The sequence below is a fragment of the Streptomyces sp. G5(2025) genome, from assembly GCF_049542075.1.
Taxonomy (GTDB): Bacteria; Actinomycetota; Actinomycetes; order Streptomycetales; family Streptomycetaceae; genus Streptomyces.
Window position 1 is genome coordinate 1,331,171 of the sequence record NZ_JBMUZT010000002.1, and the last position, 23,240, is coordinate 1,354,410.

The following is a 23,240-nucleotide window of genomic DNA, read 5'->3' on the forward strand; positions in this document are numbered from 1 at the left end:
GCCGAGGTCGGCCCTGGTCCGGAGCGCATGCCGTCGGGTATGGGGTCGTCCCGGGGCGGCCGTTCATCGTCGTATCCGTTCCTCGCCGGCCGGGCGCGGTGGCATGGCGGGCGCGTGGCCGAGTGTGTCCGCGTACGGGTCGAGCGGCGTCGCCCCGCGGTGGGCGACCTGGCCGCGCAGCCAGTGCCAGACGGCGGCGGGCGGGATGAGGACACTGGTCATGGCCATGGTGAGCACCTCCTCGCGGTCCCGTGGGCCCGGCAGGATTCTGGCCAGGGCGAATTCGGCGGTGCCGGTCAGCCAGGCCGCGGCGCAGACGGTGGTCGCCGCGGGTTTGCGCAGGGCGGCGCAGGCCAGGGTGGAAACGGCCGCCGCGGTGACGGCGAGGTGGCGGGGCAGGCGGCCGCGGGGCGCGGCGGCCCTGGTCCACCAGTCGCGGCCGTGCAGGCGGGTCATGAGCACGTCGTCGGCGTTGCCCCTCTGGAGGCGTACGGAGACCCAGCGGTCGGCCGGGCGTACCGGATGGGCCGTGGCGCGGGTGCCCGCGGTCACCGGCCAGCCGGCGGCGAGCGCCCGCAGCGCGAGGTCGGCGTCCTCCCGGAAGGCGCGCCGGAACCGCTCGTCGAAGCCTCCGACGCTCTCCAGGGCCTCGCGGCGGTAGGCCATGTCGGCGGTGATCCACCGCGCGGTGGCGAGCCCGGCGGTGTTGCGTTCCCAGTCGGTGGGCCTGCGGTCGGCGGGGAGCGGGACGTCGATGCGGGCGGTGACGGCGCCCACCGTGCCCTCCGTGCCCTCGTCGGCCGCCGCCGCGGCGAGGTCGAGGGCGAGGTCGTCGCACCAGGTGGGTCCGGGCACCACGTCGTCGTCGAGGAAGACGATCCACGGCACCCGGCCGGCCGCGCGCCAGCCCGTGTTGCGCGCGGCGGCGGGGCCGCGGGCCTGCCCCCTCACGACGGTGGTGAGGGGGCGCAGGGCGGCCGGGATCTCGACCGGCAGGGGCGTCGTGGTCGTGCCGTCCGTTCCCGGGCGGTCGTCGACGAGGATCACGCGCTCCGGCTTCGGCCCCTCGGCGTCGGCCAGCGCGCGCAGGGTCGCGGCCAGGCTCGGCCTGCCGAGCGTCGGTACGACCACGGCGTACGCACCCTCGGCGGCGCCGGTGTCGTGCGGGTCCATGGCGTGCCCGGTCATCGCGGTCCCCCTCCCCCGGACGCCTGGGGTTCGAGTTCGGGGCCCTGGGGTTCGGCCGCCCGGAAGAGGTCCTGGCGCCGTATCGCGTACGGGCCGATGGCCAGCAGGTCGACGGGCGAGGAGCCGAAGCACTCCAGTGCGTCGCGCGGGTCGTCGACCATGGGGCGGCCCGCCGTGTTCAGGCTGGTGTTGACGACGACCGGCAGACCGGTGAGCTTCTCGAACTCGCCGAGCATGCGGGCGACGAGCGGCTCGCGCGCCGCGTCCACGGTCTGGATGCGGGCCGTCCCGTCGACGTGGACGACGGCCGGGATCCGCTCCCGCCAGGCCTCGGCCACGTCGTGCACGAAGAGCATGTACGGGCTCGGCATCGGCCCGTCGAAGATCTCGGGGGCGCGGTCGGCGAGCACCATCGGGGCGACGGGCCGGAACTGCTCGCGGCCCTTGACGTCGTTGAGCCGTTCGAGGTTGCCCGCGTGACCGGGGTGGGCGAGCAGCGAACGGTGGCCGAGGGCCCGCGGGCCGTACTCGGAGCGGCCCTGGAACCACGCGACGATGCGGTTGTCGGCCAGCGCCCGCGCGACGGTCGCGGCGATGTCCGGCGGCCGTTCGAACGCCACGGCGGCCGTCTTCAGCCAGGCGCCGAGTTCCGCCTCCGACCAGTCGCGGCCGAGGTCGGCGCCGGTCATGGGCTCCGGGTCGTCGCCGTGTCCGGCCGCGAGCAGCAGCGCGCCGCCGAGGGCGGTGCCCGCGTCGCCCGCGGCGGGCTGCACCCACACCTGGGAGAAGGGGCCCTCGCGGGCTATGCGGGAGTTGGCGACGCAGTTCAGGGCGACACCGCCGGCGAGCGTGAGCACGCGGTGGTGTGTCTTGCCGTGCAGCCAGCGCGCAAGGTCGAGGAGGGTCTCCTCCAGTACCCCCTGGGCGCTGGCGGCCACGTCCGCGTGGGCCTGCGTCCACGGCTCGTCGGCGCCGCGCGGCGGGCACAGCTCGTGCCAGGGCACGGCGGTGGCGTGGAAGCCTCCGTCGCCCGTCGGGTACACGTGCCGGCGCAGCTCGGCCAGCATGCGCGGGGTGCCGTGGGAGGCCAGGGCCATCACCTTGAACTCGTCGGAGGAGCGGAGGAATCCGAGGTGCGCGGTCAGCTCCTCGTAGACCAGGCCCAGGGAGTGCGGCAGGTCCTGCGCGTACAGCGGTTCGAGCTGGTCGCGGACCCGTCGCGCGGCGAGGTGCGAGGCGCGTTCGCCCCGACCGTCCAGGACCAGGACGGAGGAGTCCCCGGCGTCGGGTGCGGCGAAGGCGCTGGAGGCGGCGTGCGCCATGTGGTGCGGTACGAAGCGCACGATGCCGGGATCGAGGCCGGGCAGCGCGGCCTTGAGGAAGCCGGGGGCCTCGCGTGCGTACGTCTGCCGCAGGTGGTCCCAGGGGTCGTCGAGCCCCATGTCGCCGGCCGGGCGGGCGAGTTCGGGGTCGTAGGAGTAGGTGACGGCGTCGAGGTCCTCGGGCCGCAGGTTGGCCCTGCGCAGGCACCAGGCGGCGGCCTGCTCGGGCAGTTCCCAGGCCGAGAACGGCACGGGGCGTTTCCCGTGCTTGCGTCGGGAGAATCGTTCCTCCTCCGCGGCGGCGACGGTGCGGCCGTCGATCACGAGGGCGGCGGCGGGGTCGTGGAAGAGTGCGTTGATTCCGAGGATGCGCATGAGGGGTCCGGGGTTCTGTTGGCGGGAGGGGGCACGGGGCCGGGTGCGGGAGGCCGGGGTCTGCGCGGGCCGGCCGGCGCCCGGCAGGAGGCCGGGTGCGGAAGGCCGGGTGCGGAAGGCCGGGATCTGCGCGGGACGGTGCCCGGCAGGGGGCGGTCGCCGGTCCGGGTCAGTGATCCGCCGTGGCGCGGAACCAGTCGATCGTGCGGCGCAGGCCTGTCACGGCGTCCACGCGCGGTTCCCAGCCGAGCTTGTCGCGCGCCAGCGTGATGTCCGGGCAGCGGACGGCCGGGTCGTCCGTCGGCCGGTCGATGAAGCGGATCTCCGAGCCGGCGGAGCCGGAGCCGGAGCCGGTGAGGCCGATGATCAGGCGCGCCAGTTCGAGCATCGTGATCTCGGCGGGGTTGCCGATATTGACGGGGCCGCGCATGCCGTGGGCGGCCGCCGCGAGGATGCCGCCCACGGTGTCGTCGACGTAGCAGAGCGAACGGGTCTGCTGTCCGTCACCGGTGACGGTCAGGGGCTCGCCGGCCAGGGCCTGGCGGACGAAGGTCGGCACGGCGCGGCCGTCGTGGCCCCGCATGCGCGGCCCGTAGGTGTTGAACAGCCGCACGATGGCGGTGTCGGTGCCCTCGGCGTCGGCGTGGGCCGTGGTGAGCGCCTCGCCGAATCGTTTCGCCTCGTCGTACACGCTGCGCGGGCCCACGGGGTTCACATGGCCCCAGTACCGCTCGTCCTGCGGGTTCTGCTGCGGGTCGCCGTAGACCTCGGAGGTCGAGGCGAGCACGAAGCGGGCGCCGGAGCGGTGGGCGAGCCGAAGGGCGTTGCGGGTACCGAGGCTGCCCGTCTCCAGGGTGTGCAGGGGCATCCGCAGATAGTCGGCCGGGGAGGCGGGGGACGCGAAGTGCAGGACGAGGTCGGGCGGCCGGTCGACGTCGATCCCTTCGGCCACGTTCGCCTGTATGACGGTGAAACCGGGGCGGTCGAGCAGCGGTGCGACGTTCTCCGCCCGTCCGGTGCTGAAGTCGTCGACGCAGGTCACCGCGGTGCCGTTGGCGAGCAGGGCGGTGCACAGGTGCGAGCCGACGAAGCCCGCGCCGCCGGTGACGACGGCGTGTTCCCAGGTACGCGACACAGGTGCGGTCATGCAGCTCTCCTCCGTACGCGGTGACGGCGTGCGGCGCCGGCCACCGGCCGCTCCGACGGCGCCGAAGCACCGTCCAGTCCCGCAACAGCCTCTGTCACCTGAGCGGTGACGGCCCGGCGGTGTACGGCATACGGGTGACTCACCCGGAGTGAGGGCCCGGCGGGGGCGGGGCGCACAGCGGCGGGACCCGGCACTTTGGCCAGGTCCCGCGGGCGCGTGGGGGAGCTGGGGGGTCAGTCGGTGGAGAGCGCTTCGAGGAGGTCGCCGACCTGAGGGTCGGGGAGGTGGCGGGCGACGTCCGCCTGGGCGACGACGCCGACGAGGTCGTGGCCGTCGATGACGGGCAGCCTGCGGACCTTGTGGGTGGTCATGGTGCGCAGGATCTCCGCGGTGTCGTCGTCCGCACCGATGGTGACGGCCTCGCCCTGGGCGAGTTCGCCCGCGGTGGTCGATTCGGGGTCCTTGCCCTTGCCGAGGACTTTCACGACGATGTCGCGGTCGGTGAGCATGCCTTTGAGCTTGTTGTCCGTACCGCAGATCGGCAGCGCGCCGACGCCGAGTTCGGCCATCTTCCGGGCGGCCAGCAGCACGCTCTCATCGGCGCCGATGCACTCGGCGCCGCCGGTCATGATGTCTCTCGCCGTAGTCATGTCACTCCATTGCTGTGAGCGGCCCGAAAGGGGCCTCTTGTGGGGGGGGTGCGTGCGCGGCGGCTTCTCATTGGGGCAGGGCCGCCGTGCGCCTATTCTTCGGCGCGGTTCCGGCAGGAGATAAAAGAAATTCCGCCAAATGCGGAGCCGGGCGGGCGCAGGGCGGACGCGGGGCTGACGCGCGGCGGGCGCGGGCGGCGATACGGCGCGGTTCAGCGCCGACCGGGCAACGCGATTCAGCGCGGCTCGGCGAGGCTGTGCGCGGAAGCCGTGCTCAGCGGCCCAGGCAGCGCGGTCGGCGCGGGCTCAGCTCCCGAGGCCGCCGCTGCCGAAGCTGCCGCCGTCGCCCTTGCGGTGGTCCGCGGGGTCCTGCGAGGCACAACGGTGCGTACTCGACTGGCCGTACCCCTCTTTCAGCTCATGCGGGAGGAGCCGACCGCCGTCCCGGGGTACTTCGTCCGGCTCGCGGTATTCCCGCTCTTCCCTGACCGGGCCTTCGTAAGGCCGTTTCGGCTGTTCCTCCACGCGCGGCGGGCGGGATTCGCGGGAGCGCACCCGCTGCCCCCAGAAGAAGGCGCCGAGAAGGACAGCGACCACCACGACACCGGCGGCCCACATCGAGAGGGCGGCGGTGTGCGAGATAGCAAGTTCCCACTGCATGGATTCCATATGAGTGTTCTACCCGCCCTGTCCGAAAAATAGCTGGGGATGGGACCTGCCGATTCACCCGGATGATTCACCCGGGCCATCGACTCCACGGATTCCTTCGGTGACGCCGAGAAAACCGCCGGAAAGCGGCAGGGGTCGGAAAGCGGCATGGCCGACCGGCCGACCGACGCCTTACGGGTGGTCGGGCTTCTGTTCCGGCGGCGTACCGCCACCCTTGCCGCCGCCCTTGGCACCGCGGTCCGTCCCGTGCGGCTCGCCGCCCTTGCCCTGCGGGGTCCGGGGCTGCGACGCCTTGGCCGAGCCACTCTCCTGTGGTGTGGCGCCGCCTTTTCGGCTGCGCCGCAGCTCTGGTTGCTGGGGATTCGACATTCCAGTTCCTCTCCTTACGGGTTTCCTCCGGGGGACGGATTTCCTCTGGGGGCTCTCACCGGCCGGGCCTCCCTCAGTCGAGGAAGCGGGACGCCACGCGCAGGTCGGACACGAGCCCCGCGAACGCCTCGTCCCTGTCCTTCGAGCGGAGTACCGCCGAAGGGTGCACGGTGGCGAGGAGGCGGCGGCCGCCGCCGCCCTCGTCCTCGTCCTCGGCGGCCAGCGGCAGGTCCGCGCCGGACGCCAGGGCAAGCAGGGCGCCCCGTGACTCGGTCACCTTGAAGGAACCGCCCAGCAGCGACTTGCCGGCCGTCGCGCCGAGGGCCACCACCAGCTCAGGATCCACGCGCCGCAGCTCGGCCGCGAGCCAGGGGCGGCAGGCGGTCAGTTCCCGGAGGTTCGGCGGCTTATGGATGCGGCGCTTGCGGCCCTCGGTGACGGGGGCGAACTTGAAATGCTTGACCGCGTTGGTGAAGTACGCCTGCTCCTCGTCGAGCCCCGCCTCGCCGAGCGCCGAGCGGAGCAGCCGTCCGGCCGGGCCCACGAAGGGCTCCCCCGCGCGGTCCTCCTGGTCGCCGGGCTGTTCCCCGACCAGCATGAGGCGCGCGCGGGCGGGACCGGCACCGAACACCGTCTGCGTGGCGTTCTCGTACAACGGGCAGCCACGGCAGTCGGCGGCGGCACGGCGCAGCGCCGGGATGCCACCCCGTGCGGGCACGTACGGCAGCGCCCCGTCGGGTGCTTCCTGGTCCGAGCCCGGCATGGCGCCTCCTACCCAAAGCGTCCCACCACGCCCGCTCCCCGGCCATCCGGAAGCCTCAGCACCCACTGCCACCGCCAGCCACCAGCCACTATGAACCGACTGTATACGCAGTGTGTATAGTGCTCACATGCCTGCCGTGAACATGCCTTTCGCAGCCTTGAAGATGACGCGCCAGCCGAAAAGGTTGCCTCGCACCGCCTCCGCCCTCGCGGCAGGGGCGGCCCTCGTCCTCGCGCTGACCGGGTGCACCAAGCTCGACACCACCTCGCCCAGCACCGTCCGCAAGGCGGGCGCGGACGCCAAGGCCGCGGACCAGGGGAAGTTCGGCACGGTGGACTGCCGCAAGGCCAAGTGCGTGGCGCTGACCTTCGACGCGGGCCCCAGTGAGAACACACCCAGGCTGCTCAAGATCCTCAAGAGGGAGAAGGTCCCCGCCACCTTCTTCACGCTCGGCAAGAACCACATCGTGAAGTACCCCGAGCTCGTGCGGCAGATGGACGCCAAGGGCCACGAGGTGGCGAGCCACACCTGGTCGCACAAGATCCTCACGAAGATCGACCTGGCCGAGGCGCGCGAGGAGCTGGAGCGCCCGAACAAGGCGATAGAGAAGCTCATAGGCAAGAAGCCGACGCTGATGCGCCCGCCGCAGGGCCGCACGAACGAGGACATCAACAAGCTCTCCAAGGAGCTCGGGCTCTCGGAGGTCCTGTGGACCGTCACCGCGAAGGACTACACGACCAATGACTCCAAGCTGATCCAGCAGCGGGTCGTCGACCAGACCAAGCGGGACGGCATCATCCTGCTCCACGACATCTACAAGGGCACCGTGCCGGCCGTGCCCGGCGTCATCGCCGAGCTGAAGCAGCGCGGCTACGTCTTCGTGACGGTCTCCCAGCTGCTCGCGCCCGGCAAGGCCGAGCCCGGCAAGGTCTACCGCTAGTCGCCGGCCTCCGGGGCGGGAACCTCGTTAACCTCGGTGACGTGGCACTCTTCCGGTTCACCAGGGAAACGTCCCTGCCGCCCGCCGAGGCATGGCGCCGTCTCACCACATGGGAGCGGCACGGCGAGGCCGTCCCGCTCACCCGCGTCACGGTGCGCACTCCCCCGCCCACACGCGTGGGCACGGTCTTCGTCGCCCGCACCGCGCTCGGCCCCGTCGGCTTCGACGACGTGATGGAGGTCGTCGACTGGCGGCCCCCCGAGGGCGCAACGCCGGGCCGGTTCCGCCTGGAGAAGCGGGGCGGGGCCGTCATGGGCTGGGCGGAGATCGAGGTGGGGCCCGGTCCCGTCGGCTCCCGGATCGTCTGGCACGAGGACCTGCGGCCACGGCTGCTGCCGCCGCTCTTCGACGGCGTGCTCGCCGCGGTCGCCCGGCCCGTGTTCGCCCGGGTCGTCACCCGCCTCACGAAGGCGTGAGCGCGTCCGACCGCCCCCGCGGCGCCCGGGCCTGCCGGATGGGCCTCCTTCGGCTCAGGCCACCGACCCGATCCGCCCCGCCGGCTCGTGCGCGCCGTCATGGTGGATCGGCGTGTGCGCGCCGGTGAGCGAGACACCGCTGCCGCCACGCCGGTTGGCGACGATCTCCGCGGCGATGGACAGGGCGGTCTCCTCGGGCGTACGCGCGCCGAGGTCGAGGCCGATGGGCGACCGCAGCCGGGCCAGTTCCAGCTCGGTGACGCCGACTTCGCGCAGCCGGGTGTTGCGGTCCTCGTGGGTGCGGCGCGAGCCCATCGCGCCGACGTAGGCGACGGGCAGCCGCAGCGCGAGGCGCAGCAGCGGTACGTCGAACTTGGCGTCGTGGGTCAGCACGCACAGCACGGTGCGGGCGTCGACGCCGGTGGTCTCCAGGTAGCGGTGCGGCCACTCGACGACGATCTCGTCGGCGTCGGGGAAGCGCGCGGCCGTCGCGAAGACGGGCCGCGCGTCGCACACGGTCACGTGGTAGCCGAGGAACTTGCCGATACGTACGAGCGCCGACGCGAAGTCGATCGCACCGAACACGATCATGCGGGGCGGCGGCACGCTCGACTCGACGAGCACCGTCAGTGGCGCTCCGCACCGTGACCCGTCCTCGCCGATCTCCACGGTCGCCGTGCGCCCCGCGTCGAGCAGGGCGCGGGCCTCGCCCGCGACCGTGCGGTCCAGCTCCGGATGTCCGCCGAGGCCACCCTCGTACTCGCCGGAAGGACGTACGAGGAGGGCGCGGCCCATGAGGTCGGCCGGCCCGGAGGTGACGCGGGCGACCGCCGCCGCGCGCCCCGAGGAGGCGGCGGCGAGGGCTGCTGCGAGCACCGGTCGCGACGGGGAGTCCGCGCGGACCGGGGTGACGAGGATGTCGATGACTCCGCCGCAGGTCAGACCCACTGCGAAGGCGTCCTCGTCGCTGTAGCCGAAGCGTTCGAGCACGGTTTCGCCGTCCTCCAGCGCCTGCCTGCACAGTTCGTAGACGGCGCCCTCCACACAGCCGCCGGAGACCGAGCCGATGGCCGTGCCGGACGCGTCGACCGCGAGGGCGGCGCCGGGTTGCCGGGGCGCGCTGCCGCCGACCGCCACGACCGTGGCGACGGCGAAGTCACGTCCCTGCCCGATCCACCGGTCCAACTCGTCGGCGATGTCCAGCATCTCGGCCTCCTCAAGGCTCTACGGGTGTGCGGAGGGCTCGGCGCCTCAGTGGACGCCCAGCCATCCTTCGATGGGGCTGAGGGCGAAGTACACGAGGAAGATCAGCGTCAGACCCCACATGAAGGCGCCGATCTCCCTTGCCTTCCCCTGGGCGATCTTGATGGCGACCCAGGCGATGACACCCGCCGCGACACCCGTGGTGATGGTGTACGTGAAGGGCATGAGGACGACGGTCAGGAAGACCGGGATGGCGGTGGCCCGGTCGGCCCAGTCGACGTGCCGGGCGTTCATCATCATCATCGCTCCGATGACGACGAGCGCGGCGGAGGCGACCTCCTGCGGCACGATCGCGGTGATCGGCGTGAAGAAGAGGCAGGCCGCGAAGAACAGGCCGGTGACGACCGAGGCGAGGCCGGTGCGGGCGCCTTCGCCGACGCCGGTCGCGGACTCGACGAAGACGGTCTGGCCGGAGCCGCCCGCCACGCCGCCGATGGCGCCGCCGGCGCCGTCGATGAACAGCGCCTTGGACAGGCCGGGCATGCGGCCCTTCTCGTCGGCGAGGTTGGCCTCCGTACCGACGCCGATGATGGTGGCCATCGCGTCGAAGAACCCGGCGAGCACCAGCGTGAAGACGATCATGCCGACCGTCATCGCGCCGACCTTCTCCCAGCCGCCGAACTCGACGGCGCCGAAGAGCGAGAAGTCGGGCGAGGAGACCGCGCTGCCGTGCAGTTCGGGGGCGCCGTTGGCCCACTGCTTGGGGTCGATGACATCCAGGGCGTTGAGGATGAGGGCGACGACCGTGCCGGTGACGATGCCGATCAGGATCGCGCCGGGGGTGTTGCGCGCCTGGAGCATGAAGATGAGGAGCAGGGTGCCCGCGAAGAGCAGGACGGGCCAGCCCGAGAGTTCGCCGGCCGGGCCGAGCGAGAGCGGGGTGGCCTTGCCCGGGTGGACGAAACCGCCCTTGACCAGGCCGATCATGGCGATGAACAGGCCGATGCCCATGGTGATGCCGTGCTTCAGGGCGAGCGGGATCGCGTTCATGATCATCTCGCGGAGCCCGGTGACCACCAGAAGCATGATCACGACGCCGTACATCACGCACATGCCCATGGCCTGCGGCCAGGTCATCTCGGGCGCGACCTGGGACGCGATCACTCCGGAGACGGAGAGTCCGGCGGCCAGGGCCAGGGGCACCTTGCCGACGAAGCCCATCAGGAGCGTGGTGGCCGCGGCGGCGAGCGCCGTCGCGGTGACCAGGGCCTGATGGCTCATGGTGTTGCCCGCCGCGTCCTTGCCGGACAGGAGGACGGGGTTGAGCAGGACGATGTACGCCATCGCCATGAAGGTGGTGATTCCGCCGCGCACCTCGCGCGCGACCGTGGATCCTCTCCGGGATATGTGAAAGTACCGGTCGAGCCAAGACCTGCCGGCCGGGACGCGTGAGCCGGAGCCCGCGTCCTCTGCGGTGGTCTTCGGCTCCACTGACGACTGGGTCATGGTGCCTACTCCCAAGGTTCACAGGGGCACCCGCAGAGCTGCGGGATTTGGGATGGTGCGTTGGCTGCACGACCCGGGGGACGGCCCGAGACGAACGACATCGGAGGTTTTCGAAGGAGGGGGTCCGGGGACGGCAGTCCCCCGGCCCCTTCTTGCTCCGCCTCCACCCCGGCCAGGGGTTACGTGCCGGTGAGGTGTTCGGGCCGTACCGGCGTCTTGTTGAGCTCCAGACCCGTCGCGTTCCTGATGGCCGCGAGGACCGCCGGGGTGGACGAGAGGGTCGGGGCCTCGCCGATCCCGCGCACTCCGTACGGAGCGTTCGGGTCGGCCAGTTCGAGGTAGTCGACCGGGATGGTCGGCGTGTCGAGGAGGGTCGGGATCAGATAGTCCGTGAAGGAAGGATTCTTCACCTTCGCGGTCTTCGGGTCGACGATGATCTCCTCCATCACCGCCACGCCCAGGCCCTGGGTGGTGCCACCCTGGATCTGGCCGATGACGGAGAGCGGGTTGATCGCCTTGCCGACGTCCTGGGCGCATGCCAGTTCGATGACCTTGACCAGGCCCAGCTCCGTGTCGACCTCCACCACCGCGCGGTGCGCGGCGAAGGCGTACTGGACGTGGCCGTTGCCCTGGCCGGTGACGAGGTCGAAGGGCTGGGTGGGGCGGTGGCGCCACTCCTCCTCGATCTCCACGGCCTCGTCCTCCAGGACGTCCACCAGGGAGGCGAGGGCCTCGCCGCCGTCGGTGACGACCTTGCCGCCCTCCAGGAGGAGTTCGGCGGTCGCCCACGCCGGGTGGTACGAGCCGAACTTGCGCCGGCCGATCTCCAGGACCTTCTCGCGCACGATCGAGCAGGAGTTCTTGATGGCGCCGCCGGTCATGTACGTCTGACGGCCCGCGGAGGTCGAACCGGCCGAGCCCACCTGGGTGTCGGCGGGGTGAATGGTGACCTGCTGGACGCCGAGCTCGGTACGGGCTATCTGCGCGTGGATGGTGACGCCGCCCTGGCCGACCTCCGCCGCGGCGGTGTGGACCGTGGCGACGGCCTCGCCGTTGATGACCTCAAGGCGGATCTTGGCGGTCGAGTAGTCGTCGAAGCCCTCGGAGAAGCCGACGTTCTTGATGCCGACCGCGTAGCCGACACCGCGGACGACGCCCTCGCCGTGCGTGGTGTTGGACAGACCGCCGGGCAGCGCGCGGACGTCGGCGCCCTCGCTGGACTCCCACTGGCGCTCGGGCGGCATCGGGCGGGCCTTGACGCGGCGCAGCAGTTCGGCGACCGGCGCGGGCGAGTCGACCGGCTGGCCGGTCGGCATGATCGTGCCCTGCTCCATGGCGTTCTTCTGCCGGAACTCCACCGGGTCCATGCCCAGCTTCGCGGCCAGCTTGTCCATCTGCGCCTCGTAGGCGAAGCACGCCTGGACCGCGCCGAAGCCGCGCATGGCGCCGCAGGGCGGGTTGTTGGTGTAGAGGCCGATCGCCTCGATCTCGACGTCGTCGACGACGTACGGGCCGACCGAGAGGGACGCGGCGTTGCCCACGACCGACGGCGTGGACGACATGTAGGCGCCGCCGTCCAGGACGATCTTGCACTTCATGTGCGTGAGCTTGCCGTCCTTGGTGGCGCCGTGCTCGTAGTAGAGCTTCGCCGGGTGCCGGTGGACGTGGCCGAAGAAGGACTCGTAGCGGTTGTAGACCATCTTCACCGGCTTGCCCGTGCGCAGCGCGAGCACGGAGGCGAGGATCTGCATCGAGATGTCCTCGCGGCCGCCGAACGCGCCGCCGACGCCGGCCATCGTCATCCGCACCTTCTCCTCGGGCAGGCCGAGGCAGGGCGCGATCTGCTTGAGGTCGGAGTGCAGCCACTGGGTGGCGACGTACAGGTCGACGCCGCCGTCCTCGGCGGGTACCGCGAGGCCGGACTCGGGGCCGAGGAAGGCCTGGTCCTGCATGCCGAAGGTGTACTCGCCGGTGACGATGGCGTCGGCCTTCTTGGCGGCCTCGGCGGCGTTGCCCCGGATGATCGGCTGGCGGTGCACGATGTTCGGGTGCGTGACGTGGCCGGCGTGGTGGTCGCCGCGGTTCTCGTGGACCAGGATCGCGTCCGGCGCGAGCGCGGAGGCCTCATCGGTGACGAGGGGCAGCTCCCGGTACTCGATCTTGATCTTGGCGGCGGCGCGGCGCGCGGTCTCCGGGTGGTCGGCGGCCACGAGGGCGACCGGCTCACCGTGGTGGCGGACCTTGCCGTAGGCCAGGACAGGGGTGTCCTGGTACTCCATGCCGTAGTTCTTCGCGGCGGGCAGGTCCTCGTGCGTCAGGACGGCGTGGACGCCGGCCGTCGCGATGGCCTCGGAGGTGTCGATGGACACGATCTCGGCGTGCGCCACCGTGGAGCGCAGGATCTGGCCCCACAGCATGTCCTCGTGCCACATGTCCGAGGAGTAGGCGAACTCGCCGGTGACCTTCAGGGTGCCGTCGGGGCGGAGCGTGGACTCGCCGATGCCGCCCTTGCTCTTGGCGCCCTGGGTGACCTTCGCGGGGATACCGGTCGTACGGGTGTCGGCCATGGCGTCAGGCTCCCTGGCTCGGAACAGTCTCGGACTGGCGCGCGGCGGCGAGACGTACCGCGTCCATGATCTTCTCGTAGCCCGTGCAGCGGCACAGGTTGCCCGAGAGCGCCTCGCGGATGTCCGCGTCGGACGGGCTCGGGTTGCGCTCCAGCATCTCGTCGGCCGCGACGAGCAGGCCGGGGGTGCAGAAACCGCACTGGACGGCGCCCGCGTCGATGAACGCCTGCTGGATCGGGGACAGTTCGCCGCCCTCGCCGGTCTGCGAGTCCTGCGGCTTGGCCTGCCACTGCTGGGCGTCCTGGAGCGACGTACCACCGGAGGTGCCGGAGGTGCCGCACGCGCCGGTGCCGCAACCGCCGTGCTGCTCGCGCTGCTTGGCGTAGTCGGCGAGGCCCTCGACGGTGACGACGTCCCGTCCCTCGGCCTGTCCGGCGGCGACCAGACACGCACACACCGGCACGCCGTCGAGACGGACGGTGCAGGAACCGCACTCGCCCTGCTCGCAGGCGTTCTTGGAGCCGGGCAGGCCCATGCGCTCACGCAGCACGTACAGGAGGGACTCGCCCTCCCATACGTCGTCGGCTTCCTGCGGACGGCCGTTGACCGTGAAATTGACACGCATTACGCGACTCCCTCCGTGCTGCTGCGGCCGTTGCCGCGGTACGACTCCCAGGTCCAGCCCAGCGTCCGGCGGGCCATGATCCCGACGGCGTGGCGGCGGTAGTTCGCCGTGCCGCGCACGTCGTCGATCGGGTTGGCGGCTCCGGAGGCGAGCTCCGCGAACTGCTTGGCGATCGAGGGGGTGATGATCTTCTTGCTGTCCCAGAAGCCGCCCTCTTCGAGAGCCGCGTTCAAGAACTCCTCGGCGGCCTTCGCGCGGATCGGGGTCGGCGCGGCGGAGCCGATGCCGGTGCGCACGGTCCGGGTCTCGGGGTGCAGCGCGATGCCGAACGCGCACACGGCGATGACCATGGCGTTGCGCGTGCCGACCTTGGAGTACTGCTGCGGCCCGTCGGCCTTCTTGATGTGGACGGCCCTGATCAGCTCGTCCTCGGCGAGGGCGTTGCGCTTCACGCCGGTGTAGAAGTCGTCGATCGGGATCAGGCGCGAGCCGCGCACCGACTCCACCTCGACCTCGCAGTCGGCGGCGAGCAGTGCCGGGTGGGCGTCACCGGCCGGGGACGCCGTGCCGAGGTTGCCGCCGACGCCGCCGCGGTTGCGGATCTGCGGCGAGGCGACCGTGTGCGAGGCGAGGGCGAGGCCGGGCAGCTCCGTGCGCAGCTCCTCCATGATCTGGGTGTACGGGACGGACGCGCCGAGCCGGACCGTCTCCTCGCCCGTCTCCCACTCGCGCAGCTCGGCGATGCGGTTGAGGTCAAGCAGGTATTCGGGACGACGGTGGTCGAAGTTGATCTCGACCATCACGTCGGTGCCACCCGCAATCGGCACAGCCGTGGGGTGCTCGGCCTTGGCGGCGAGCGCCTCCTCCCAGCTGGCGGGGCGAAGGAAGTCCATGAGGCTCTCTTCTTCGTGTCGAGGGTCGTTCGCTGCGAGGGACCCGGAGATTCCGTATGAGGGATTCCGTTCAGGCCACTCGGGCCGTTCGTCCCTCGACTGCTCGTTCATCTGCTGTTAACGCGGAGTGGGGCAAGTACACCGCTCGCTCGTCCGGTGGGGTCAGTCACCGAAACCATGAAGGAGTTGGCTGGCCAAGCCGCGCGTCTTGTAGATTCGTATGAAGAACGGGCCTCAGTAACCTCGCGGAATCCCCCGGGAAACCGCGGGCCCCCGGCGGCACAAGGCCCCGGACCTGACGAGCCCACGTGCTTGTACACCACATTCGAGACAGATCGGCGGCGACGACACCATGCGGCTGCGCGCACTCCTGGACACCGACGCGCTGGGCCTGCGGCTGCTCGGCGGCGAGGACGAGCTGGACCGCACCGTGCGCGGTGTGATGACCACGGACCTGCGGGACCCGAGCCGCTATCTGGCGGGCGGTGAACTGGTCCTGACCGGCCTCGCCTGGCGCCGTGACGCCTCCGACACCGAGCCGTTCGTCCGCGTCCTCGCGAGCGCGGGGGTGGCGGCGCTGGCCGCGGGCGAGGCCGAGCTGGGCGATGTCCCCGCCGACATCGTCGAGGCCTGCGCCCGCCACCGGCTGCCGCTCTTCGCGGTCAACGAGTCCGTGGCCTTCGCGACGATCACCGAACACGTCGTACGCCAGGTCTCCGGCGAGCGCGCGGGCGACCTCGCGGCCGTGGTCGACCGGCACCGCCGCCTGATGACCTCCGGCCCGGCGGGCGGCGGCCCCGACGTCGTCCTCGACCTGCTCGGCACCGATCTGGACCTGCGGGCCTGGGTGCTCTCGCCCGCCGGGCGCACCATCGCCGGGTCCGGCGCCGCGGGTATGGCGCTGCCGGGCGCCGTCTGCGCGCGGCTGGCCGGGGAGCACCTGGCCGCCGCCCGCACCGGGCGGCGCGGGCCGCACCGCGTGGCGGTGGAGGGCGTGACGTACTCGCTGTTCCCCGTTCGCGCCAGTGGCCGGGGAGCGGGCGGCGCCTCGCGCGACGTGCGCGAGACGGTGCTCTCCGACTGGGTCCTCGCGGTCGAGGCCGACGCGGGCGACTGGCCCGAGGAGCGGCTCGACCTGCTCCAGGGCGTGACGCAGCTGATCGCGGTGGAGCGGGACCGGCGGGACGCCGCCCGCACGGTGCGCCGCCGCCTGGCCCAGGAGGTCCTGGAGCTGGTGCAGACCGGCGCGGCCCCGGCGGAGATCGCCGCGCGGCTGCGCGTCGCCGCGCCCGTGCTGCTGCCCGGGCTCGGCGCGGCCCCGCACTGGCAGGTCGTGGTGGCCCGCGTCGAGTGGGACGGCGGTGACATCGAGGGCGGCCCGGTCGCCCAGGCCCTCCTGGAGGAGATCCTCGTCGACCCCGTCACCGCGGGGCCCGAGCCGTCCGACCGGATCGCGGTCGCGCACACCGGCGACGAGGCCATCGCGCTGGTGCCGCTCCCCGCCGTCTCCACCGAGCACGACGGCTCCGAGACGGGGCTGCTCGCCGACGCCCTCCTGGCATCGGTCCGCGACCCGCTCTCGGCGGGCCTCGACGGCGACGGCCGCCTCACCCTCGGCGTCAGCGCCGCCGTGCACTCGGCGGAAGGACTCCGCGGCGCCCTGGAGGAGGCGCGGCACGCCCGCCGGGTCGCCGCCGCCCGCCCCGGCCGGGTCTGCGCGGCCGGGCACCAGGAGCTGGCCTCGCACGTGCTACTGCTCCCCTTCGTCCCCGACGACGTGCGCCGGGCGTTCACGGCACGGCTCCTGGACCCGCTGCGGGAGTACGACCAGCGGCACCGGGCCGAGCTGATCCCCACCCTGGAGGCGTTCCTCGACTGCGACGGGTCGTGGACGCGGTGCGCGGCGCGGCTGCACCTCCACGTCAACACGCTGCGCTACCGGGTGGGCCGTATCGAGCAGTTGACGAGCCGTGACCTCTCGCGCCTTGAGGACAAGCTCGATTTCTTCCTCGCCCTGCGGATGAGCTGAGGAAATCCGGTCGGGGCGCCCGGCAGGCCGTGGCGCCCCGAAGCCCCTTCCGCTGCCCGCCCTTTGTGAATTCTTTCACCCGGCCTCTTGGCCGGACGCCGCCATCCATGCTGAGATTCGCCCACGGCTCAACGGCTCGGACTCAACAGCCCATTGGTGTGCTCGGGGAGGGCAACGTGGCGCATACCGCCATGTCTGGTACCGGAACGATTGCAGGGAACGATCCACTCCAGACCGCGGTATGGCGGCTGCGCTCGCGCGGCTGCTGGACCGACGCGGCCGCGCTGCTGGCCTCGCGGACCGGGGCGGCGCCGGCACTCCAGCGGGCGGGCCTCCTCGTCGAGCGCTGCCTGTTCACCGGGGACGGCTGGGGCGAGGCCGAGGACGGGCTGCGGACCGCGGAGGCGCTGGCCGAGGACGACGACGACCGCGGTGCGGCGGCCTGCGAGCGGGGCCAACTCGCTTACGCCTCCACGGTGTTGGGGGTACGTGACCGGGCCGACGAGGCGCGTACGGCGCTCGGCAGGGCGGCCGCGCTGCTCGCGCCGAACGCGGCGGGGCGGCCGCTGCTCGACTTCCGCCGGGGGCTGGTCGCCGAGCACATCGCGGATGCGCCGCAGGCCGCGAAGGCCGCGTACCGCAGGGCGCACGCGGGGGCCACGGCGCGCGACGATTCCCTGCTGCTCTCGTTCACCTGGCGGCATCTCGCCGGACTCGCCCTGCGGGACGGGGAGTTGGTGGAGGCGCGGCACGGCTTCGCCGAATCCCTGCGGATCCGGGAGGAGTTGGGGTACCTGGTGGGGACGGCGCCGGCGCTGGCCGCGCTGGCGGACGCGGAGCCGGAGCCGGAGGCCACGCGGCTGCGCGCCGAGGCCACGCGGTTGTTCCGCCTCCTCGGTGGAGTACCCGCCTGGCTGTCCCACCACCTCACACCTCCGGCACCGGCGGTCTGACCTGGCGCCCGGGGCGCCGGCCCCGGGCGTCAAGTCAAGTCAAGTCAGGTCGTCAGGCTTCCGCACCGCGGGCCGTCGGGACGGCTGACGCGGTCCGCTTGTCACGGTACGGGGCCAGGAACGCGGTCAGTGCCGACAGCATCTCCTCAGGGGCTTCCTCGGCGGGGTAGTGGCCGCACCCCGGGACGACAAGGCTCTCCACATCGTCGGCGGCGAGCTTCATCGTCGCGCCGACCGACGCGCCCAGGTTCTCCGCTCCCCCGATCGCCAGCACGGGGAGGGACAGTCGTCGACCCATGCGCTTCTGGTTCTGCGCGATGGTCGTATCGAGTGCGCGGTAGAACTCGAAGCTGGAGCGCAGGGCTTCCGGGTCGGCGGCGAGGGTGTCGATGTAGTGCTGGACGGCGTAGTCGGGCAGTGCCTTCGCCGATTTCGTGGCGAACTGGTGACCGAAGTAGAGATGCTCCCGCCCGCTGACCAACTGCTCGTTGACGTCGGCGAGGCGGTTGAAGGCGAAGTGCCAGAGGCGGTCGTTGGCCTCTTTGCCGCCGAAGAGAGGTGGCGTGGATGAAACTCCCGGGATCGTGGCCTCGGCGACGGCCAGCCGGTCGAGCCGGTCAGGGTGATCCGCGGCCAGGGCATAGCCGGTCCACATCCCGATGTCGTGACCGACCATGGCGAAGCGCTGATGCCCCAGCGACTCCATCAGCGCCACCATGTCGCGTGCGAGCGTGCCGGTGTCGTACCCGTCGCGGGGTTTGTCGGACAGCCCGACACCGCGCGGATCGACCGCGACGACGTGGAAGTCCTGAGCCAGCGCGGGCATCAGAAGGCGCCAGGCGTACCACGTCTGGGGCCAGCCGCCCAGCAGGAGCAGCGCGGGCCCTTCGCCACCGGTGACGGCGTGCAGGCGCAGTGCGCCGGTGTCGACGTAGCGGCTGGTGAAGGTCTCGGTGAAGCCAGGCGGGAGGTTCGGCGCGCGCGAGACGGAACCGGGGCCGTCGGGAGCGGGCAGGCGGGTCGACGACAGACTCATGATCATCCTTTGTCGCAGGGCTTTGGCAGGGGCCTTTCGAGCTGAGCGCTGGAAGCACTGGCCGCCACGCTAGCCATCTTGGATCGATCGGTCAAAGATTTTTTGACCGATCGATCCAAGATCGGTCCAAGGAGGGAGGTAGGCTCATGGCAGACAGGGAAACGGGAGGTGCGCCGTCGTGTCCGGCCGGAAGCAATTCGATGTCAGTGCGGCCCTGGACCAGGCCATGCGAGTGTTCTGGCAGCGCGGGTACGCCGACGCCTCGCTGGATGCCCTCGGTTCGGCAACGGGTCTGGGTCGCGGCTCCCTCTACGGCGCCTTCGGCGGCAAGGACGCCCTGTTCCGCCAGTGCCTCGACCGCTACGCGTCGATCTACGGCACGCGCCATGAGCAGGCGTTCGCCGCGCACCCCGGTGATCCGGTGCGCGCGGTCGAGGCGTTCTTCGACGTGGCCCTGGCCCGTATCGCCGACCCGTCGGTCCCCGTGGGCTGCCTCATCACCCAGTCCGCCGCGCAGTCACCGACCCTGCGCGAGGAGAACAACATCCACGTGCGCCGCCTGCTCGACGCGCAGCGCCAACGGGTACGCGCGGCGTTGGCGGACTCCCCGGCCGACGCTCAAACGCTCGACGAACTCGCCGCGTTCGTCGTCGCCGTCAACCAGTCGCTGGCCGTCCTGAGCCGTGCCGGGTCTTCGGATGCCGAGCTGCGGTCCGTGGCCCGGCTCGCCTGCACAACGGTGGCGGACACCCTCGCCCGGGCGGCATCCGAGGATCTCGCCCCAGGCTCCCCAGGCTGACGAGCACCGCCTCCACCGCGACTCGGCCTTCCGCGGTCCGGCATGCCCGCGGCTTGCGAGGGGCCGACGTGACCGCACGGCACCGCCCCGCCTCCCCCTACGCCCCCGCGAAATGCTCCCCCACCAGCCCCGGCACCACCGCGAGGTCCTGGGCGATCAGCGCCTCCAGCAACGCCATGTGCTCCGCCGCGTCCGCCACCAGCTCCGCCCGCCGCCCCGCGACAGGGCCGCTGACCAGCGGCCACTGCGACCGCCGGTGCAGATCGTCCGCGACCTGGACCAGCTGCCGGTTGCCCGACAGGGAGAGCACCGCGCCATGGAAGGCGCGGTCGGCCTCGGCGTAACGCGCCAGGTCACCGCCGGCCGCCGCCGCCACGGTCGCCTCGGCGAGCGGCAGCAGCCCGGACCAGCGCGCCGCGGGCACCGTGCGGGCGAGCCGCAGCATCACCGGCACCTCGATCAGCGCCCGCACCTCCGCCAGCTCCGCCAGTTCCCGGGCGCCGCGCTCGACGACCCGGAACCCGCGGTTGGGCACGACCTCCACCGCGCCCTCGGACGCCAGCTGCTGCATCGCCTCGCGCACCGGCGTCGCGGAGACCCCGAAGCGCTCGCCGAGCACCGGCGCCGAGTACACCTCGCCGGGCGTGAGCTCGCCGCCCACCAGCGCGCTCCGCAGGGCGTCGAGGATCTGACCGCGTACGGAGTTGCGTCGTATGAACCCCGCCCCCGCCCCGGCCCCGGCCTGCTCCACGACGTCCACCCGCGTCCACCCGCGTCCACTCGCTGCGACCTGGAGCCCCGCCCCAGAGGTCTGCACTTGAAAGGTACGAGAGGCACCATAGGCGGACAGGACCGCGGTTGAAACCTCGATCACGTCGGGTAAGGTAAGGCTAACCTGCAATCGATCGCGATTCGGTGGTCCCCGCATGTCCGTTCCCACCTTGGCCGCGCCCGCCCAGAGCGTCTCCAGTGCCGTCGCGGACTCCTATGCCCGCCTCACCGAGGTGTTTCCAGGACTGCGCGTCATCGAACTCGGTCCGAAGGAGCAGGCCGCACACGGTGGCGGCTGGGTCGCCGCCGCCCGGCTCGCGGAGGGCGGGGCCGACCTCGACGCGTTCCTCGCGTGGGACAGCGCGCAGGTCCTGAAGGACTACGGCACGCGGGCGCGGCCCGACGTGGTCGCGAGTTTCGGTCTGCACCGGTACGCCTGGCCCGCCACGCTGCTGATCACCGTCCCGTGGTTCCTGCACCGCCGCGTCCCGCGTCTCCCCGTGGCCAACGTCTCCTTCCACCGCGCCCTCGGCCGGATGGCCGTCCGCACGGAAGGCTTCGCCTGCCTGCCGGGCGATCCGGCCGCCGCGCTGCCCGGCGCCCGCGTCGTACCGGACGAGGAGGCGCTGCGCGCGGAGGTACGGGCGGCGGTCGCCGCACACATGGGCCCGCTCCTGGACGCCTTCGGCCCGAGGATGCGGCGCCGCTCGCGCGGCCTGTGGGGCGTCGCCACCGACGAGATCGTCGAGGGTCTGTGGTACGTCGCGCATCTCCTCGGCGAGGAGCGCCGCGCGATGACGGAGCTGGAGCTGCTGCTGCCCGGCGCCACGAAGCCGTACGTGGGCACGGCCGGTTTCCGGGAGCTGACGGGCCCGAACGGCGAGGCGCTGCCGACCCGGGACCGGGCGAGCTGCTGCATGTTCTACACGCTGCGCCCCGAGGACACCTGCGCCACCTGCCCGCGCACCTGCGACGCCGAGCGCGTCGCGCGGCTGAGCGCCGCCGCCACGGCCGGCTGAACCACCCGCGATCACCCGTCGACCACGCGTGAACCACCCCAACGCGTCGTCTTTTCCCTCGCATTAATCGAACTCAACGGCCGCTTCTCCGAAGCCAGTTCGAGCGAAACCGGGTCATGTGTGCTCCCTCGCACCCCCTTGGCGTTCTCTTGCCCCGAAACCCCCTTGAGCGCTGCTCCGTTCGGGTCACTATGGCGCCCGAAACGCCCTACCGCGATGCAAGGGACCCCAGATGAGACTGACCGACATATCGCTGGACTGGCTGCTCCCCGGTGGCGTCCTGCTCCTGGGCATGCTGGTGGCGGTGGCGGTGCTCGCGCGCGGCAAGCGAGGCCACGACAAGGCGGCGAAGGCGGGCACGGGCGACGACTCGTGGCAACGCAGCGAGGAGCGCCGCAGACGCAAGGAAGCCATCTACGGCACCGCGTCCTACGTCCTGTTGTTCTGCTGTGCGGCGGTGGCCGCCGCTCTCTCCTTCCACGGCCTCGTCGGCTTCGGCCGGCAGAACCTCAGCCTCTCCGGCGGCTGGGAGTACCTCGTGCCGTTCGGCCTCGACGGCGCGGCGATGTTCTGTTCCGTCCTCGCCGTGCGCGAGGCCAGCCACGGTGACGCGGCGCTCGGCTCGCGCCTGCTGGTCTGGACGTTCGCCGGAGCCGCGGCCTGGTTCAACTGGGTGCACGCGCCCCGGGGTCTCGGCCACGCCGGTGCCCCGCAGTTCTTCGCCGGGATGTCGCTGTCGGCGGCGGTGCTCTTCGACCGCGCGCTGAAGCAGACCCGCCGGGCGGCGCTGCGCGAGCAGGGCCTGGTGCCCCGTCCGCTGCCGCAGATCCGTATCGTGCGCTGGCTGCGCGCCCCCCGCGAGACGTTCGGCGCCTGGTCGCTGATGCTCCTCGAAGGCGTACGCACCCTGGACGAGGCCGTGGAAGAGGTCCGGGAGGACCGGCGCGAGAAGGAGCGCACGCGGCTGCGCAGGCGCGATCAGGAGAAGCTGGACCGTGCCCGGCTCAAGGCGATCAGCCGCGGCCACCGGGGCTACGCCCGCGGCGGCCGTCAGGTGGAGGTGCAGGCCGTCGCTCCGGCCGCCGGGTCCGCGCAGGTCGGCGCGGACCCTGCCATAGCGGCGCAGGAACAGTCGCCGGTACGCGCCCGTCCCTCCCTCCAGGCCGTCAAGGCCGACGCTGAGGCCGCCGCCCCCGTCACCGTGGACCTCACGGCGGAGGACGACACCCAGACCCTGCCCCGGCTGGACTCGCTGGAGCAGAAACTGAAGGACCTTGAGCAGCAGTTCGGCTGAGACGGCGCGGTGGCGGCGGGGCGGATCCGCTTCACGCCGTGCCGCCGCCGTTCAGTTCGAACCACACCACCTTCCCCACCCCGTGGGCGCGTACGCCCCAGGCGTCGGCGAGGGACTGCACGAGGACCAGGCCCCGGCCGTTCGTACCGCTGTCGGCGTCCGGTACGCGCGGCTCAGGGCGGCGTCCCACGAAGTCCCGCACCTCGACGCACAGGCTGCGCCGGCTCAGGGTCGCGGTGACGATCGCGTCGTGATCGGTGTGCACCAGCGCGTTGGTGACCAGTTCGCTGGTGAGCAGCTCGGCTATGTCGGCCCCGGCCGGTTTCCCCCAGCGCCGGAGGAATTCCCGCAAGGCGCCCCTGACCTCGGACACCGCTGACAGATCGGCCCTTCCCAGCCTGCGCCGGAGCTGGACCTGGTCCGGTCCCGTCCGCGCCCCGTCGCCTCCCTCGGTGAACGCGTCCCGTACATCCGTCGAAATGGCCCCGGTTCCCCCGGGGCCGCCACCACGTGACTGCCTCGTCATGACCCCCGCCCACAAAGCGATGACCTTGCCTCTCAGCTCGAACAACCTCACGGAATGCATGCCCCGGCCCACAGGCGGCACTCCTGTCGGATCAGCAAACTATGGCGCGGGTGGCCCGGA

22 protein-coding genes are annotated in these 23,240 nt (G+C 72.1%); 7 read left to right on the forward strand and 15 right to left on the reverse strand.

Annotation, left to right across the window (positions count from 1 at the left end; all coding sequences use genetic code 11):
* Positions 1-63: 63 nt before the first annotated feature.
* From ACOBQB_RS06400 to ACOBQB_RS06430, 7 genes are all read right to left on the reverse strand, one after another.
* Positions 64-1,188, reverse strand: a complete 1,125-nt coding sequence (locus ACOBQB_RS06400) for a glycosyltransferase family 2 protein (protein WP_423589464.1) — start codon at positions 1,186-1,188, stop codon at positions 64-66.
* Positions 1,185-2,885 (reverse strand): carbamoyltransferase, encoded by a 1,701-nt coding sequence (locus ACOBQB_RS06405; RefSeq protein WP_423589466.1) that lies wholly within the window; start codon positions 2,883-2,885, stop codon positions 1,185-1,187. The genes ACOBQB_RS06400 and ACOBQB_RS06405 overlap by 4 nt, the downstream gene beginning before the upstream one ends.
* 169 nt (positions 2,886-3,054) lie before the next feature.
* A complete protein-coding gene (locus ACOBQB_RS06410) occupies positions 3,055-4,032 on the reverse strand; it encodes an NAD-dependent epimerase/dehydratase family protein (protein ID WP_423589468.1) in 978 nt (325 codons plus the stop codon).
* A gap of 233 nt (positions 4,033-4,265) precedes the next feature.
* On the reverse strand, positions 4,266-4,682 hold the full coding sequence (locus ACOBQB_RS06415) for a CBS domain-containing protein (RefSeq protein ID WP_423589469.1): 417 nt from the start codon (positions 4,680-4,682) through the stop codon (positions 4,266-4,268).
* A 306-nt stretch (positions 4,683-4,988) separates the two neighbouring features.
* Positions 4,989-5,351 carry a DUF6479 family protein gene (locus ACOBQB_RS06420; RefSeq protein WP_423589471.1) on the reverse strand — a complete coding sequence of 121 codons (363 nt, stop codon included), beginning with the start codon at positions 5,349-5,351 and terminating at the stop codon, positions 4,989-4,991.
* A gap of 171 nt (positions 5,352-5,522) precedes the next feature.
* Entirely contained in the window at positions 5,523-5,720 is a 198-nt protein-coding gene (locus ACOBQB_RS06425) for a hypothetical protein (protein ID WP_423589473.1), read from the reverse strand.
* 73 nt (positions 5,721-5,793) lie between these two features.
* Positions 5,794-6,483: a UdgX family uracil-DNA binding protein gene (locus ACOBQB_RS06430; protein ID WP_423589474.1), complete on the reverse strand. Its 690-nt coding sequence runs from the start codon at positions 6,481-6,483 to the stop codon at positions 5,794-5,796.
* Positions 6,484-6,625: 142 nt separating this feature from the next.
* Here ACOBQB_RS06430 and ACOBQB_RS06435 point away from each other — a divergent pair, with 142 nt between their 5' ends.
* On the forward strand, positions 6,626-7,423 hold the full coding sequence (locus ACOBQB_RS06435) for a polysaccharide deacetylase family protein (RefSeq protein WP_423590446.1): 798 nt from the start codon (positions 6,626-6,628) through the stop codon (positions 7,421-7,423).
* 41 nt (positions 7,424-7,464) lie between these two features.
* Positions 7,465-7,899, forward strand: a complete 435-nt coding sequence (locus ACOBQB_RS06440) for an SRPBCC family protein (protein WP_423589476.1) — start codon at positions 7,465-7,467, stop codon at positions 7,897-7,899.
* Positions 7,900-7,953: 54 nt separating this feature from the next.
* Here ACOBQB_RS06440 and ACOBQB_RS06445 read toward each other — a convergent pair whose 3' ends face one another.
* The 5 genes from ACOBQB_RS06445 to ACOBQB_RS06465 form a co-directional block, all read right to left on the reverse strand.
* Positions 7,954-9,105 carry an XdhC family protein gene (locus ACOBQB_RS06445; RefSeq protein WP_423589478.1) on the reverse strand — a complete coding sequence of 384 codons (1,152 nt, stop codon included), beginning with the start codon at positions 9,103-9,105 and terminating at the stop codon, positions 7,954-7,956.
* Between the two features lie 45 nt (positions 9,106-9,150).
* Entirely contained in the window at positions 9,151-10,608 is a 1,458-nt protein-coding gene (locus ACOBQB_RS06450) for an NCS2 family permease (protein WP_423589480.1), read from the reverse strand.
* Positions 10,609-10,787: 179 nt separating this feature from the next.
* Positions 10,788-13,175: a xanthine dehydrogenase family protein molybdopterin-binding subunit gene (locus tag ACOBQB_RS06455; RefSeq protein WP_423589482.1), complete on the reverse strand. Its 2,388-nt coding sequence runs from the start codon at positions 13,173-13,175 to the stop codon at positions 10,788-10,790.
* A gap of 4 nt (positions 13,176-13,179) precedes the next feature.
* Positions 13,180-13,800 (reverse strand): (2Fe-2S)-binding protein, encoded by a 621-nt coding sequence (locus ACOBQB_RS06460; RefSeq protein ID WP_423589483.1) that lies wholly within the window; start codon positions 13,798-13,800, stop codon positions 13,180-13,182.
* Positions 13,800-14,693 (reverse strand): FAD binding domain-containing protein, encoded by an 894-nt coding sequence (locus tag ACOBQB_RS06465; RefSeq protein WP_423589484.1) that lies wholly within the window; start codon positions 14,691-14,693, stop codon positions 13,800-13,802. The genes ACOBQB_RS06460 and ACOBQB_RS06465 overlap by 1 nt, the downstream gene beginning before the upstream one ends.
* 352 nt (positions 14,694-15,045) lie before the next feature.
* Here ACOBQB_RS06465 and ACOBQB_RS06470 point away from each other — a divergent pair, with 352 nt between their 5' ends.
* Together ACOBQB_RS06470 and ACOBQB_RS06475 are read left to right on the forward strand one after the other, a co-directional pair.
* A complete protein-coding gene (locus ACOBQB_RS06470; protein ID WP_423589485.1) occupies positions 15,046-16,722 on the forward strand; it encodes a PucR family transcriptional regulator in 1,677 nt (558 codons plus the stop codon).
* Positions 16,723-16,913: 191 nt separating this feature from the next.
* On the forward strand, positions 16,914-17,675 hold the full coding sequence (locus tag ACOBQB_RS06475) for a hypothetical protein (protein WP_423589486.1): 762 nt from the start codon (positions 16,914-16,916) through the stop codon (positions 17,673-17,675).
* A 52-nt stretch (positions 17,676-17,727) separates the two neighbouring features.
* Here ACOBQB_RS06475 and ACOBQB_RS06480 read toward each other — a convergent pair whose 3' ends face one another.
* Positions 17,728-18,711 carry an alpha/beta fold hydrolase gene (locus ACOBQB_RS06480; RefSeq protein ID WP_423589487.1) on the reverse strand — a complete coding sequence of 328 codons (984 nt, stop codon included), beginning with the start codon at positions 18,709-18,711 and terminating at the stop codon, positions 17,728-17,730.
* Positions 18,712-18,889: 178 nt separating this feature from the next.
* Here ACOBQB_RS06480 and ACOBQB_RS06485 point away from each other — a divergent pair, with 178 nt between their 5' ends.
* Complete coding sequence (locus ACOBQB_RS06485) at positions 18,890-19,510, forward strand: TetR/AcrR family transcriptional regulator (RefSeq protein WP_423589489.1); 621 nt, start codon at positions 18,890-18,892, stop codon at positions 19,508-19,510.
* A 97-nt stretch (positions 19,511-19,607) separates the two neighbouring features.
* On the opposite strand, the gene ACOBQB_RS06490 is transcribed toward ACOBQB_RS06485, so the two are convergent.
* Positions 19,608-20,270, reverse strand: a complete 663-nt coding sequence (locus ACOBQB_RS06490) for a GntR family transcriptional regulator (protein ID WP_423590448.1) — start codon at positions 20,268-20,270, stop codon at positions 19,608-19,610.
* A gap of 166 nt (positions 20,271-20,436) precedes the next feature.
* On the opposite strand from ACOBQB_RS06490, the gene ACOBQB_RS06495 reads away from it, so the two are divergent.
* The gene (locus tag ACOBQB_RS06495; RefSeq protein WP_423589491.1) at positions 20,437-21,300 is read left to right on the forward strand and encodes a (2Fe-2S)-binding protein; all 864 of its coding nucleotides are present in this window, start codon (positions 20,437-20,439) and stop codon (positions 21,298-21,300) included.
* 232 nt (positions 21,301-21,532) lie between these two features.
* Positions 21,533-22,594 carry a DUF2637 domain-containing protein gene (locus tag ACOBQB_RS06500; protein WP_423589493.1) on the forward strand — a complete coding sequence of 354 codons (1,062 nt, stop codon included), beginning with the start codon at positions 21,533-21,535 and terminating at the stop codon, positions 22,592-22,594.
* A 31-nt stretch (positions 22,595-22,625) separates the two neighbouring features.
* Here the strand turns inward: ACOBQB_RS06500 and ACOBQB_RS06505 are convergent, their stop codons facing one another.
* On the reverse strand, positions 22,626-23,120 hold the full coding sequence (locus ACOBQB_RS06505; protein ID WP_423589495.1) for an ATP-binding protein: 495 nt from the start codon (positions 23,118-23,120) through the stop codon (positions 22,626-22,628).
* Positions 23,121-23,240 lie beyond the last annotated feature (120 nt).